Source organism: Bacillus sp. CIS52 (assembly GCF_053545315.1).
The window spans coordinates 1,082,075-1,096,217 of record NZ_JBIUFR010000001.1 but is presented as its reverse complement, the minus strand read 5'-3'; the positions used below and the strand labels follow the sequence as shown (position 1 = coordinate 1,096,217).

14 protein-coding genes and 1 pseudogene are annotated in these 14,143 nt (G+C 43.2%); 8 read left to right on the top strand and 7 right to left on the bottom strand.

The window, feature by feature from the left end:
- Positions 1–100: 100 nt before the first annotated feature.
- The 4 genes from ACH32G_RS05160 to ACH32G_RS05145 all read left to right on the top strand — a co-directional run bounded on the left by ACH32G_RS05160 (position 101) and on the right by ACH32G_RS05145 (position 5,135).
- The gene (locus ACH32G_RS05160; protein ID WP_265586274.1) at positions 101–1,009 is read left to right on the top strand and encodes a DMT family transporter; all 909 of its coding nucleotides are present in this window, start codon (positions 101–103) and stop codon (positions 1,007–1,009) included.
- Positions 1,010–1,356: 347 nt separating this feature from the next.
- A complete protein-coding gene (locus ACH32G_RS05155) occupies positions 1,357–2,778 on the top strand; it encodes a glycoside hydrolase family 68 protein (protein ID WP_045925625.1) in 1,422 nt (473 codons plus the stop codon).
- Positions 2,779–2,838: 60 nt separating this feature from the next.
- Entirely contained in the window at positions 2,839–4,395 is a 1,557-nt protein-coding gene (locus ACH32G_RS05150) for a GH32 C-terminal domain-containing protein (RefSeq protein WP_436627950.1), read from the top strand.
- 77 nt (positions 4,396–4,472) lie between these two features.
- Positions 4,473–5,135: a GntR family transcriptional regulator gene (locus ACH32G_RS05145; protein WP_016937350.1), complete on the top strand. Its 663-nt coding sequence runs from the start codon at positions 4,473–4,475 to the stop codon at positions 5,133–5,135.
- A gap of 72 nt (positions 5,136–5,207) precedes the next feature.
- On the opposite strand, the gene ACH32G_RS05140 is transcribed toward ACH32G_RS05145, so the two are convergent.
- Both ACH32G_RS05140 and ACH32G_RS05135 read right to left on the bottom strand, forming a co-directional pair.
- Positions 5,208–5,717 (bottom strand): DinB family protein, encoded by a 510-nt coding sequence (locus ACH32G_RS05140; RefSeq protein ID WP_047477345.1) that lies wholly within the window; start codon positions 5,715–5,717, stop codon positions 5,208–5,210.
- 50 nt (positions 5,718–5,767) lie between these two features.
- Positions 5,768–6,979: an MFS transporter gene (locus tag ACH32G_RS05135; RefSeq protein WP_448814058.1), complete on the bottom strand. Its 1,212-nt coding sequence runs from the start codon at positions 6,977–6,979 to the stop codon at positions 5,768–5,770.
- Positions 6,980–7,266: 287 nt separating this feature from the next.
- Between ACH32G_RS05135 and ACH32G_RS05130 the strand changes: the two genes are divergently transcribed.
- Positions 7,267–8,142: a LysR family transcriptional regulator gene (locus ACH32G_RS05130; RefSeq protein ID WP_047477340.1), complete on the top strand. Its 876-nt coding sequence runs from the start codon at positions 7,267–7,269 to the stop codon at positions 8,140–8,142.
- A 114-nt stretch (positions 8,143–8,256) separates the two neighbouring features.
- Here ACH32G_RS05130 and ACH32G_RS05125 read toward each other — a convergent pair whose 3' ends face one another.
- The 5 genes from ACH32G_RS05125 to ACH32G_RS05105 all read right to left on the bottom strand — a co-directional run bounded on the left by ACH32G_RS05125 (position 8,257) and on the right by ACH32G_RS05105 (position 11,395).
- A complete protein-coding gene (locus ACH32G_RS05125) occupies positions 8,257–8,625 on the bottom strand; it encodes a DUF1304 domain-containing protein (RefSeq protein WP_016937340.1) in 369 nt (122 codons plus the stop codon).
- Between the two features lie 30 nt (positions 8,626–8,655).
- Positions 8,656–9,294, bottom strand: coding sequence for a nitroreductase family protein (locus ACH32G_RS05120; protein WP_004393039.1), 639 nt, complete (start codon positions 9,292–9,294; stop codon positions 8,656–8,658).
- Positions 9,295–9,307: 13 nt separating this feature from the next.
- On the bottom strand, positions 9,308–9,742 hold the full coding sequence (locus ACH32G_RS05115) for a MarR family winged helix-turn-helix transcriptional regulator (RefSeq protein ID WP_016937339.1): 435 nt from the start codon (positions 9,740–9,742) through the stop codon (positions 9,308–9,310).
- A gap of 137 nt (positions 9,743–9,879) precedes the next feature.
- Positions 9,880–10,758: a YitT family protein gene (locus tag ACH32G_RS05110; RefSeq protein WP_049627730.1), complete on the bottom strand. Its 879-nt coding sequence runs from the start codon at positions 10,756–10,758 to the stop codon at positions 9,880–9,882.
- Positions 10,759–10,942: 184 nt separating this feature from the next.
- Positions 10,943–11,395 carry a MarR family winged helix-turn-helix transcriptional regulator gene (locus tag ACH32G_RS05105; protein ID WP_045925748.1) on the bottom strand — a complete coding sequence of 151 codons (453 nt, stop codon included), beginning with the start codon at positions 11,393–11,395 and terminating at the stop codon, positions 10,943–10,945.
- Between the two features lie 120 nt (positions 11,396–11,515).
- Between ACH32G_RS05105 and ACH32G_RS05100 the strand changes: the two genes are divergently transcribed.
- The 3 genes and pseudogenes from ACH32G_RS05100 (at position 11,516) to ACH32G_RS05090 (ending at position 13,389) form a co-directional block, all read left to right on the top strand.
- The gene (locus ACH32G_RS05100; protein WP_045925747.1) at positions 11,516–11,950 is read left to right on the top strand and encodes a GNAT family N-acetyltransferase; all 435 of its coding nucleotides are present in this window, start codon (positions 11,516–11,518) and stop codon (positions 11,948–11,950) included.
- A gap of 128 nt (positions 11,951–12,078) precedes the next feature.
- Positions 12,079–12,297, top strand: a pseudogene (locus tag ACH32G_RS05095) (EamA family transporter); the annotation flags it as partial.
- Positions 12,298–12,411: 114 nt separating this feature from the next.
- The gene (locus ACH32G_RS05090; RefSeq protein WP_448814057.1) at positions 12,412–13,389 is read left to right on the top strand and encodes an HD domain-containing protein; all 978 of its coding nucleotides are present in this window, start codon (positions 12,412–12,414) and stop codon (positions 13,387–13,389) included.
- Positions 13,390–14,143: the final 754 nt, after the last annotated feature.

Here is a 14,143-nt window from a genome sequence, read left to right as displayed (position 1 = left end):
AAATCGCTTTGACGCGTTTTAGTATGTAATATATAATATATCACATGAAAGGCGCCTTTTTCTATTCATTGTAAATCAATACAGCGAGGAGGGTTCTGCGCTGGAAAAACACGCTGCTCTTTCCTATTCACGAACAACAGGAATTTGGCTTGTGCTTACAGGAGCTATCTTATGGGGTGTCTCAGGAACAGTTGCCCAGTATCTGTTTCAGGACCGCCATTTTAATACAGAATGGCTGACCTCTGTACGGCTGCTGCTTTCAGGGGCGCTTCTGCTCGGAATCGCGTACCGCAAAGAAAAAGGACGCATATGGGCTGTTTGGAAAGACAGACAGGACATAGTTCCCCTTCTTTTATTCGGGATTTTCGGAATGTTAGGCGTTCAATACACCTATTTCGCGGCAATTGAGTACGGCAATGCGGCCACCGCTACCGTTCTCCAATATTTAGGGCCGGCGATTATTACATGCTTTTTAGCGATCCGCGCAAAGAGAATGCCTTCAGGAAAAGAACTGCTCGCCGTCTTATTAGCGGCTGCAGGCACATTTATTTTGGTCACGCACGGGAATGCCGGCAGCCTCTCCATATCCGGCCTGGCCGTCTTTTGGGGGATCAGCTCAGCCTTTGCGCTGGCGTTTTACACTCTTCAGCCGCATCGGCTTTTGAAGAAATGGGGATCGGCCATTATCGTCGGATGGGGCATGCTGATCGGCGGGGCCGCTCTCAGCTTAGTCCGGCCGCCTTGGAAGTTTGAAGGCCAATGGTCATTATCCGCATATGCCGCGATTGTATTTATCATCATTTTCGGAACGCTCATCGCTTTTTATTGCTACTTGGAAAGCCTGAAATATCTGAGTGCCTCTGAAACCAGCCTGCTCGCCTGTGCGGAGCCGCTGTCGGCAGCTTTTTTAGCAGTGATCTGGCTGCATGTTCCCTTCGGAATATCAGAATGGCTGGGTACTTTATTGATTTTAGCCACCATTGCTTTATTATCTATCAAGAAAAAATAACCTCTCTTTTTTTAGAGAGGTTTTTTCCTAGGCCTGGAGCACCCCTTAGTCTCAATTACCCATATATTAAAGGGCCTTTTTTCATTTTACTATCTTCCAAAAGAGGAAATTAGACCAGTTGTCAATAGATTCAGAGTCTAATAGAATGATGTCGACAAGTAAATCATGCAGGATTGTTACTGATAAAGCAGGCAAGACCTAAAATGTGTTAAGGGCAAAGTGTATTCTTTGGCGTCACCCCTTGCATATTTTAGGTCTTTTTTTCTGTAACAAACCTGCCATTCATGAATGCGGGAGGATCGAATCGGCAGATCGCAACAAAAGTACATACAAAAGGAGACATGGACATGAACATCAAAAAATTTGCAAAACGAGCCACAGTTCTAACTTTTACGACTGCACTTCTGGCAGGGGGAGCCACTCAAGCCTTCGCGAAAGAAAATACCCAAAAACCATACAAAGAAACGTACGGCGTCTCTCATATCACACGCCATGATATGCTGCAGATCCCTAAACAGCAGCAAAGTGAAAAATACCAAGTGCCTCAATTCGATCAATCAACGATTAAAAATATTGAATCTGCAAAAGGACTCGATGTGTGGGACAGCTGGCCGCTCCAAAACGCTGACGGAACAGTAGCTGAATACAACGGCTATCACGTCGTGTTTGCACTTGCAGGAAGCCCGAAAGACGCTGATGACACATCAATCTACATGTTTTATCAAAAGGTCGGCGACAACTCGATTGACAGCTGGAAAAACGCGGGCCGTGTCTTTAAAGACAGCGATAAGTTCAACGCCAACGATGAAATCCTGAAAGATCAGACACAAGAATGGTCCGGTTCTGCCACCCTTACTTCTGACGGAAAAATCCGTTTATTCTACACTGACTTTTCCGGTAAACATTACGGTAAACAAAGTCTTACAACGGCGCAGGTAAATGTGTCAAAATCCGACAGCACGCTCAATATCAACGGAGTGGAAGATCACAAAACGATTTTTGACGGCGACGGAAAAACATATCAGAACGTTCAGCAGTTTATCGATGAAGGCAACTATACATCCGGCGACAACCATACGCTGAGAGACCCTCACTACGTTGAAGACAAAGGCCATAAATACCTTGTATTCGAAGCCAACACAGGAACAGAAAACGGATACCAAGGCGAAGAATCTTTATTTAACAAAGCGTACTACGGCGGCAGCACGAACTTCTTCCGTAAAGAAAGTCAGAAGCTTCAGCAGAGTGCTAAAAAACGCGATGCTGAATTAGCGAACGGCGCCCTCGGTATGATAGAGTTAAATAATGATTACACATTGAAAAAAGTCATGAAGCCGCTGATCACTTCAAACACGGTAACTGATGAAATCGAGCGGGCGAACGTTTTCAAAATGAACGGCAAATGGTACTTGTTCACTGATTCACGCGGTTCAAAAATGACGATCGACGGTATTAATTCAAACGATATTTACATGCTTGGTTATGTATCAAACTCTTTAACAGGTCCTTACAAGCCGCTGAACAAAACAGGTCTTGTACTGCAAATGGGTCTTGATCCTAACGATGTGACGTTCACATACTCTCACTTCGCAGTGCCTCAAGCCAAAGGCAACAATGTCGTGATCACAAGCTACATGACAAACAGAGGCTTCTTTGAGGATAAAAAGGCAACTTTTGCGCCAAGCTTCTTAATGAACATCAAAGGCAAGAAAACATCCGTTGTTAAAAACAGCATCCTTGAACAAGGACAGCTTACGGTTAACAACTAATCATAATAAAAAGAAAATGCCATATTTCATTGGCATTTTCTTTTATTTCTAAACAAGATGGTGAATTCAATCATGGCACGAAAATGGCCCATTGCAATATTGCTCATTCTGGGTGCGTTCCTGTTTGTCGGCTTACTGCCGGACAAAAGCAACAATTCCTCAAAAACAAACACGAAGAATAAACCGAATTACCGGGCGGCATATCATTTCACAACCCCGGACAAATGGAAAAACGACCCTCAAAAACCCATTTTTTTCGATGGGAAATATCATTACTATTATCTTTATAATCGGGATTATCCGAACGGCAACGGCACAGAATGGCGGCACGCCGTATCAGAGGACTTGGTGCACTGGACGGACGAAGGCACGGCTATTCCGAAATACACCAACCCAAACGGCGATATATGGACCGGTTCTGTCGTCATTGATAAACACAACACGGCAGGCTTCGGCAAAAACGCACTGGTCGCCATTACAACACAGCCGACGGCCAAAACCGAAGCACAAGAACAATATTTATGGTACAGCACGGATAAAGGAAAAACATTTACATCCTATAGTGATCAGCCCGTGATGAAAAACCCGGGCACTAAAGATTTCCGGGACCCGAAGGTGATTTGGGATGAACAGGATAATAAATGGGTGATGGCCATGGCCGAGGGCGAAAAAATCGGCTTTTATGAATCATCCGATTTAAAGAATTGGCATTACACGGGCGGTTTTATTACCCAGCAGATCGGCCTCATCGAATGCCCTGACCTTTATATGATGCGTGCAGATGACGGAACGGCCAAGTGGATTCTCGGCGCAAGCGCAAACGGCAAACCTCAGGGCAAACCGAATACGTACGCTTATTGGACCGGAAACTTTGACGGAAAAGAATTTACTGCCGATCAAGCGGAACCGCAATGGCTCGATTACGGGTTTGACTGGTACGGCGGCGTCACATTTGAGGACGGCAATAGCAAAGATCCGCTGACAAAACGCTATGCACTGGCATGGATGAACAATTGGGATTATCCCAATGAAACTCCGACACTAAAGAACGGCTTTAACGGCACGGATTCTATCGTTCGTGAAATCCGCCTTCAGCAGCAGGATGGCGGCACCTACAGCCTGATGTCAGAGCCGGTTGAAGCATTGAACCAATTAACCTCTTCAACGGACGGCACTGAAGACAAACAGGTGAACGGTTCTGAAACGTTGCCGATCAAGGGTGATACGTATCAGCTTGATATGGATATCTCTTGGTCTGATATCAAAAATGCAGGCGTCAGACTCAGAGAATCAGCAGACCAAAAGCGGCATATTGATGTCGGTATTTCAGCAGAAGACGGCTGTGCCTATGTGAACAGATCATTTACAGATCAGCCTGATAAAACCGGGACATATACTGAAAGCAAAGCGCCATTTGACGGAAATAAAGGGCGCGTTCATCTGAAAATTCTCGTGGACAAAACGAGTATTGAAGTATTTGCAGATGACGGAAAAACCGTTCTCACAAATGAAGTGTTTCCAAAACCCGAAGATCAGGGAATCACGCTCTATTCTGAAGGCGGTTCCGCTGACTTTCAGCATATTGAGATAAAGCATCTCGGTTCCATTCATCCTTAGATCACTCTTCATTTCTAACCGGCGTTCAGACTGTGTTAAAATGCTTGTATGTATACTACGATTCATGAGGTGTTCCATTGGATAATCAAAACAAAGAACCTGTGCTGAAAAGAACCATCATGCGGGACGAAGTGTATCACACGCTCAGAAACTGGATCATAACGGGCAGGCTCAAACCTGAAACAAAGTTAAAGGACAAGGAACTGTCGGAAACATTGGGAATCAGCCGCACTCCGATACGGGAAGCCTTATTGCGCTTGGAAGATGACGGCTTGGTCATGACAAAGGCAAACAGATGGACGCTTGTCGCTCCGATTGAGTTAAAAGAAGCGGAAAACTTGTATTCCATTGTCTGGACGCTTGAAAAACTCGCGCTGCAGCAAGCCCTCCCGCATATGGATGCTGCAGTGATTCAGGAATTGAAACAGCTTAATGAAGAGTTGCTTCAAACGGTGAAGGCCGGCGATAAAATGGCCATTCTGGAAGCGGATAATGCGTTTCACCATCGCATCATTCTGCTTACAGACAATGCCGAACTCTGCAAATTGCTTGTGGGCCTGAAGGTAAAAATCCAGAGAATGGAGATCCGCTATTTCAGCGAAGATGATGCATTGACCAGATCATACAATGAACACGCTGCTATCATTCACGCATTAGAACAGCAGGATGACGCCGCTGCCCTTGCAGCGCTTGAAGCGAATTGGAAAAACAGTTTAGAACGTCTGCAGAACATGTCTTAGCAAACGAAAAAGCCAAATCATGTGATCTGGCTTTTTACGGATATAACAAGGCAGCCGACTTGGCTGTCTTGTTTACTTTTTGTTTATATATAAATAAATACCGTAATCCGTCGGCACAGAAGCATACCCCATCTGTCTGAGCATGGCTGTGATATTCCCGCGATGATACGTTCCGTGGTTCACAACATGGAGAATCATATCGGCCGCCGTGGTTTTCATGATGTCACCTGACGGATGTTCTATTTCAAGGGAGAGATTGATATTTTCCTCCTTTTGCAAAAATAGTTGATATCGGTCTGATAATTCTAAAAATAGATCTTCCAGCTCTTCTATCTCTTTAGACAAGATGTCCTCTTGTTGCTGTTCAGCTGATTTCAGCGTATCCTCCAGACGCTCTCCGGAGAACACATCAAACCACCCCTTATCCGACAGATACACATGGGTCAATACACCGGCTATCGACGGAAAGACACTTTGAATCTCTTTACGGTACACATCCTCCGGAAGCTCTTTAAGCCGGGTGAATATTTGCTGATTTGCCCAAAGATGATAATCATACAATTGCAGTGCCAGATGCCCCACAAAACCCTCTCCTCTCTCGATACAGAACGTACGTTCCTGATTATACCACGCTACATGCGGCTCTGTACCGTTTTCTTCATTTGCAGCTGAGAAAACCCGATAAAGGCTGAAAATAATAAAAGAATCCCCGCGCTTATATAAATAAACCGCACGCCGAATACATCCGAGATCATCCCCGTTCCAATAATGGAAAACATAAAGATCAATTGAATGAATGCTGATCTCGCCGCTAATATATTGACCCGTGTCTGTTCAGTCGTGATGTTTTGAAGAAAGGTTTCCTGCGTCAGATCTCTTAATACGCAAGCCGGCCCCATACACAGCACCAGAAAAAGGGCCAGAACGGCACTGCTGGTCAATCCATAAATAAAAGTGAGCATTCCATATGCCAAGGCTCCCGTCAGCATAAGCGGAATGAGGCTGCGCTGAAACTTACCGGATAACCTATAGATGATCAAGCCGCCGATCATCGTCCCTGCATAATAGGCTCCGTTCACATATCCCCACCACGCTTCTCCTTTTTGAAGGACATCATGCACATAAGTTAAGGACACAGATCCGATCCATATCATGCCTGCCCACGATTCGATCACATCCATCACTATCAGGGCCCGCAGCTGTTTTTGCTGAAATAAATACACCCAGCCGCTTGCTGCATCTGCAAAAAGTGAACGTTCCCTGACTGCTGCCGTCGCACACATTCGTACTTGAAGAAACAGAATGATGCCCAAAACCGAAGAAACCAGTAACATTACAGTGATGATTATTGTATAGCTTTCTCCCAAAAACGCGATGATGACACCGCCCAGAGACCATCCGGCAAACTGAACGGTCTGATCCGCCGCAGATAATAAGCCGTTCGCCTTCGCCCTTTGATCAGGAGGAATGATTTCTCCAATCAGTGCGCTTTTTATCGGAGCGAACCAGCCGTTGCAAAAAGAAATTCCTCCGACCAGACAAAACAGCAGAAAAAAGAAAGCCGATGAACCAGCTTGGATTACATAAAACAAACAGACTAACAGTGTCACCTGTATCAATTGAGAACCGATCAACAAAGACCGAAGGGTAAACCGGCCGGTGACCAGCGGCAAAACGGCGCTTCCCAATACGCGACATACAATGCTGACGAACGTCATGAGAGAGGCCGCCGCCGTCGAACCGGTTTTTGTAAACAAAAACAAGATAACAGCCATTGTATAAAGTGAGAATCCTAAATTGATAGCGGTCTGGCTGTATAAAATAGAGTAATACGCCCTCTTCATATTATCTTCTCCAAAAGCTTCACTCCCTGATTATGTAAATCATACCATATTTGCCGATCAGCTCTCTTAAAAAACAGAGTTCACTCCATCTATTAGTCTTTATAAGCAGAAAGGAAACTTTCAGCAAAAAAATAATGAAACACCCTGGCTCATAGCACAACGAAGGCAGATTTTCGGTTGTGTACATACATGTCATTGCCATACCGGCACCTGCCCCTTATGATGTATAATGCATAATAAATATATCTATAATGCCTATAAGTAATAAAATGAAAGAGGTGAGATTGATGGAATGGGAACAGCTTGAATATTTCCAAACGCTCGCACAAACTGAGCATGTCACAAAAGCCGCAAAGCTATTGTCCATATCACAGCCCGCACTCTCCCGCTCAATTTCCCGATTGGAAACCCACTTAGGCGTCCCGCTGTTTGACAGACAGGGCCGTTCGATTACATTGAACAAATACGGAGCAATGTTTTTAAAACGGGTTCAGACCATGATGAAAGAGTATACTGACGGCCGAGAGGAAATTCAGGCTTTATTGCAGCCGAATCAAGGAGAGGTTTCACTTGGATTTTTACATACACTCGGGACAGCCATCGTTCCGGATGTCATCAAGACCTTTCAGCAAAAACACCCCGGGATCAGCATTACATTAAGACAAAACCATTCCTATTGGCTGCTCGATCAGCTGAAAGAAGGTAAGCTTGATCTCTGCCTTCTCGCGTCCACTAAACCCGAAAAGTCGATTCGATGGGTGCAATTATGGAGTGAGGAACTCTTTTTATATGTACCGAAAGGACATCGGCTGGCGCATCGTGAAACCGTCACCCTGGACGAACTCGCCGAAGAACCTTTTATATTGCTGAAAGAGGGGTATGCGCTTCGAATGACGGCTGATCAGCTGTTTGAACAGGCGGATATCCATCCGAAGATTATGTTCGAAAGTGAAGAGGCGGCAACTGCGGCCGGCTTCACGGCCTCCGGTCTCGGTGTTTCCATTCTGCCTGATTTAAAAGGCTTGGATCAAAGCAACCTCTCAAAAATACGCATCAGCTGGCCAAAATGCCAGCGCGTGATCGGCCTCGCCTGGATAGAAGGCAGATTTTTATCTCCTGTTGCTGAAACGTTCAAACAGCATGTGATTGAACATTTCGGCTGAACAATGCCGTCCTGACGAAAAAAGCCGATGCTTGCGCGCATCGGCGGCCGAACCTGTTCTTCAAAACAGAATAAAAAAAGAGGGCTTCCGAGAAGGAAGCCCTCACTCCGTCTGCTACGCCGCTAAAAGAAAAATAAGCGCTAAAACAGCCGGAAGTCCTTGTTTTACGATAATTGATTTGTTTGAAGTAAAGCCGCCGAAAAGAGCGGCGATGACCACGCAGATGACGAAAAACAATTGAATCATATGGCCAATCGGATCAGCTCCGAGGATCAGCCCCCAAATGAGGCCGGCAGCCAGAAATCCATTATACAGACCTTGATTTGCAAACATGACCGCCACATTCCGATCACTTTCTAAATGCTTCGGCAATTTGAAAGACCGCTTGGCAGCCTTCGAATTGATAAAAAACATTTCAAGTATCATGATAAATACATGTTCTAAAGCTACAATTCCGACGAAAACAGCTGCAATAATGTCCACTGTCTCTCTCCCCTCAGCTTCACTTCAACCTTATTTCCATTGTGCGATCGTTTCGATAGGAAGACGGTAGGAAGCATATCCTTCGTCCGCCGCTTTTCCGATTGATAACAGCATGACCGGTACATAACGCTCTTTATCCATTCCGAAAACCTCGGCGATCTTTTCTTTATCGTAGCCGCCGATCGGGTTTGTGTCATAGCCGTGCGCGCGTGCCGTAAGCATCAGCTGCATGGAAACGAGGCCTCCGTCGATCAGAATCGTTTCACGGTTCACTTGCTCCGGAAGTTTTTCAAAGTGTGCCGTCAACGCAGCGATTTGTCTGTCTTTTACTTCCTGCGGCATGTAACCCAGTTCGACCGCTTTTGAATAAATTTCTTCTAAATAGTCATCACTGTTCATATCTGCGAAAACCGCGATCACCGCAGATGATGTGCTGACTTGTGTTTGGTTAAAGCTGGCAAGCGGCGCGAGTTTTTCTTTTCCTTCAGGGCTGTCAATGACAAGGAAACGCCATGGCTGCGCGTTAACTGAAGACGGCGCTGTCGTTGCTTCTTCCAAGATTTGAGTCATTTCTTCTTTGCTGATTTTTACAGCCGGATCGTAATTCCGAATGGAACGGCGGCCTTTCATAATGTCCATAAAGTCGTTTGTTTTCAGTTCTGTTTTCATGTGTAATACACTCCTATGCTTTCATATTTTCTATATTATTCTGCATCTGCGATAATACGTTTTTTAACATACTGCGTTCTTCCGCGCTGACACCGGCAAGCATTTCCTTTATGAAACGCTCCTTCTCTTTTTTGGAAGTCTCAATTCTCTCCCGTCCCTGTTCAGTAAGCCGGACAAGTATAATGCGGTTGTCCTCAGGTTTGCGCCTTCTTGTGACCATTTCTTTGGTTTCAAGCTGTTTCAAGTGTCTTGTAACAGCCGCCCCATCAATATTCACCTTTTTCTGAAGATCGCTTTGACTGATCTCGTCGACGTGAAAGAGCACGGCGAGAAGCTCAAGACGGGATTGGCTGATTCCGGTGCACGCTTCAAACTTCGCTCCGATTACTTTATGCAGTGATTGAAGCTGATATAAAATCTCGCCTTCCTCTGAACAACATGCTGTCAAAACCCATCCCTACTTTCTTTTGCGCAATTAATTGACTAGTCAATGTTTGATATATCAATAATATACATCCGTTATTCTTTTTTGGCAAGTGTTTTCTCCTTTTTAAAAAAAGCTGCCGGTGAACGGCAGCTCGCTTCTTAATGATTATGAACTTTTCTGAAATTACTGCCTTTTACTTCAGCCACATCATATACCGTTACAAAGGCGTGCTTATCAATGTCATTAATAATTTCCTTCAGTTTGGTCTCTTCCAAACGGTTGATGACACATGTAATTTCTTTGAATTTTTCATGAGAAAAACCGCCGTATGCTTCTTTATACGTAGCGCTTCGGCCTAATTCCTCACGAATGGTTTCGACCATTAATGCAGGCTCGTTGGTGATAATCTGAAATGTTTTCGAACCGCTTAAGCCTTCCTCAACCACATGAATCACCTTAGACGCAATGTAGTAAGCAATCACGGAAAGCAAAGCGCCTTGCAGCCCGAATACAAAAGAAACAAAAATAAACACAAAAATATTTAAAAATAAAATGAGGTCGCTCGTGCCGAACGGCAATTTCCGTGACAGCAGCACGGCCAGCATATCAATTCCGTCTAATGCGCCGCCGTTGCGCAGTGCCAAGCCCATTCCCAAGCCGAGAATAATCCCGCCTACAACGGTGATTAACAGGGTGTCTCCCTCGATGATAGCCGGCGTGTGATGGAAAAAGCTTGTACCCGCGGCAAGTGAGACAATGCCGATAATGGATAGAAACGCAAAGCCTTTCCCGATTTGCTTATATCCCAACCAGACAAACGGTATATTGATCACCGCAATTAAGATCCCAAGAGGCAAATGAAACAGCTGCGAACCGACAATGCTGAGTCCGGTCACCCCGCCGTCAGATACACTATTCGGAATCAATACGGTTTCCAGCCCATACGCGGCAATGATACCGCCGATGATGACCATGATGGCCCGTACGATGGATTTTGCTCTGAATTTCTTGCGTTTTTGTTTTTCGATTGTATTCATATCATTCCCCGCTTCAATTATTTTGTCTTATTTAAATATACCATAATTGATACTTTTCGTTAAAAATAAGCCGATCAGCCGATTGTGAAGCAGGAACCGAGGAAGGTGATTTTACAGATAAAGTATCCATTTACGGCTTTAATCATTCAAAACACCACCACATAGTAAAAGGAATTATTATCCATTAATAATCCCTTTTGTTTCCCTTCTTCACATATTCCCAATCATGTTCTATATTTTTTCTCACCCGCTGAAGAAGGCTGAAAATGGTTTCTTTTTCTTCAGATGTAAAGCCGGCCAAGGCTACTTCCGCAGAGTGCTCTCCTTCTCTTTGCAATAACGGATAAACCTTTCTTCCTTTTTCGGTCGGGAACAGTTTTTTTATTTTTTTATTTTGATCATCAGGACGCTTTTCAATAAACCCTTGTATTTCCAGTTTTTTTATCGCTCTCGCCGCTGTTGTTCGGTCGACTTTAATCATTTCCGCCAATTTTTCCTGTATCATTCCCGGGTTTTCACATATACGAACAAGATAGAGATACTGCCCTTTTGTTAAGTCTAATTCTTTAAATTCTATATTGCTGATGGAATCCAATGCCCGGGCAATCATGCCGATTTCCCGCAAAATATCAGTCATATCTTTTCAAACCCTTCGTATTTTTGTTGCATTTACAATATAATTGTTTTATCGTTACTTCTATAAGACCACAAGCAAGCCGTGCAGTCCAGACTAATATGTGAAAAGGATTGGTTAATGATGAGGGTAAAAAGAATAACGACGGAAATTGATTTACAAGCAGCGCTCGAGATTAGAAAAGCAGTATTCATTGAGGAACAGCAAGTACCCGAATCCGATGAGTTTGATCAGTTTGATACGCTTCAGGAACAGTGCGGGCATGTCTTGGTTTATCATGAAAATCAGCCTGCCGGCACAGGACGCGTCCGCATCGTAAACCATACAGGCAAGCTCGAACGAATCTGCATCCTGAAGCCTTACCGCAAATACGGGTTGGGCAAAGTAATCATACGCGAATTAGAAAACATGATAAAAGAAAAAGGCATCACCCAATGTAAACTGCATGGACAAACACAAGCGGAAGGCTTTTATCACAAACTGGGATATCAGACAGATTCACCGGAATTTATGGAAGACGGTATCCCGCATGTTTTAATGACAAAAGAGTTGGTTTAACCGAATAACAGCAAAACGGCTGTATGAATTATTTACCGAAAGCCTTCTATAAAGGCTTTTTTTCTTATCCTGAAACCCACAACTAAAAGGAATGTATTCGCAGCCGGTGCTTGTCACAAATGGCCGCCCCAACGGTTATCCCATACTTTGCACTTGCATACGTCACTTCAATCGTCGGCGCTTCAGAAGCATCCATTTCACTTTACGCAACACCCGCTTTATCCTTACTCATTTCCTGGTTTTGGATAGGCGAAGCGCCCGCCTTTATTTCTCTTTTAGGCGGAACAGTTACAGTCGTCGGGGTGTGTTTTATCTATTTGGAAGCAAATAAAATCAGGCTTAACTGAATTTTTCAGAATTGTGATATGTTAAGTATATCAATATTAAAAGAAAGAAAATCCATGATGCGATAGGTTGCAGCTTCTTTGCCATGCTTGGCGCATAAAAGGGGTGTAAGGAAAATGAAGATAACAGATAGTATTTATGGCGATTATGTTGTAGATGGAATTCTTGAAGAGCTTATTTTCAGTCATCCAGTACAAAGACTAAAAGGTATTTACCAAGGAGGAGCAAGTTATGTTGTGAATCAAAAGTGGAATGTCACGAGGTATGAACATTCCATAGGCGTAATGCTTCTCATAAAAAAATTGGGCGGCTCTTTAGAAGAACAAATCGCAGGTTTACTTCACGATGTATCTCATACTGCATTTTCACACGTTATTGATTTTGTGTTTAACAATAAAAATGAGGATTATCACGAAAACATTTATCATCATATCATAACTGATTCAGAAATCCCCCATATTCTCAGTACATATGGATTAAATTACAAAGACATTCTATTAGACAACTCTAATTGGAATTTGCTCGAACAGCCAGCTCCTGAGTTATGCGCTGACAGAATCGATTATACCTTAAGAGATATGTATCGGTACAAAAACATCACAATGGAGGAAGTTGATCATTTCTTAGATCATCTAATAATTAAAGAAGGAAAAATATACTTAAAAGATATAAAAACTGCTGAATGGTTTGTAAGAATTTATTATAAAGAGGTTATTGATTTCTTTATGAATCCTCTTAATATTTACGGTTATGATTATTTGGCTAAGACTTTAAAAACCGCCTTGGATAAAGAAATCATTAACATAAACACACTGCTCGGAACAGATGAAGAAGTAATGGACATCTTGCGTTCTTCCGGGGATATGGATGTTAAAAATCTTGTTAGCCGCTTACATCGACGAGTCATTGTTAAAGAAGATAAGGCTGATTATCATTTGCATCGTAAGAATAAAATGAGGATTATTGATCCGTCTGTATTCTATGATGACAAACTTATCGCTTCCTCTGCATTATCAAAAGAAATTAAAACGATGAACGAAAATGCTAAGAAAAAAGCTGAGGAGGGGATGTATGTAAAAATAATTTCAAACTGATTTACCTCTTGAGCCTGCTTCAATCATTAGGCAGACGCAGGGAACAGTGAAAAAGTAAAACACGAAACAAGCCCATCCTTGTCAGCATCGGCTATTCGACTGTCATTGGTGTCACTATAACTAGAAAGTTACAATAAGTGTATAAAGCTCTTTCTTAACGCATATGCGTTTCCGTTCCAAAATCGGAACCATTGCCAATTTACATTTATCTTTAAATTATTTATTAGTAAGAAACAATTCTCTTTTTTATTAGAGGGGAACCAGCATGCCTGTTTTTAGGAATTCCTTTCTGCACTGGCCCCCCTCAAAGATTAACTCTCTGTCATACCTAATGATAAATAATTCTTAAATTCCTTCTATTAGAGAGTATTGGAGTTACCGGTATGATCTCGCCATTAAATGGATCTCTCAGTTTAAAAACATAAATTCGGTGCTCATTTCCAGGAGCCCCTCGCCCTCTTGATTTTTTTTGATCAATAATATCCGCAGGATTATTTGGATTAAGTATCCAATGAGAATACCAGATCTGTCTTACATATCTTCTGTTCGTACTCTGAGGGCGTTCATTGAATCTACAGTGGTTCGTTGCCCCTTGCCAATATAGGTATCTGCCATTACTGATTTCATAACGATTATTTACAAAAAACCTAATTCCGACACATTCACCTGGATAAATGATGTCAGGTATATTATAATGGCTTTCCCGGTGACAATTGGCATCTCTATATTTCGTATAAGGAGTTACTCTAACACT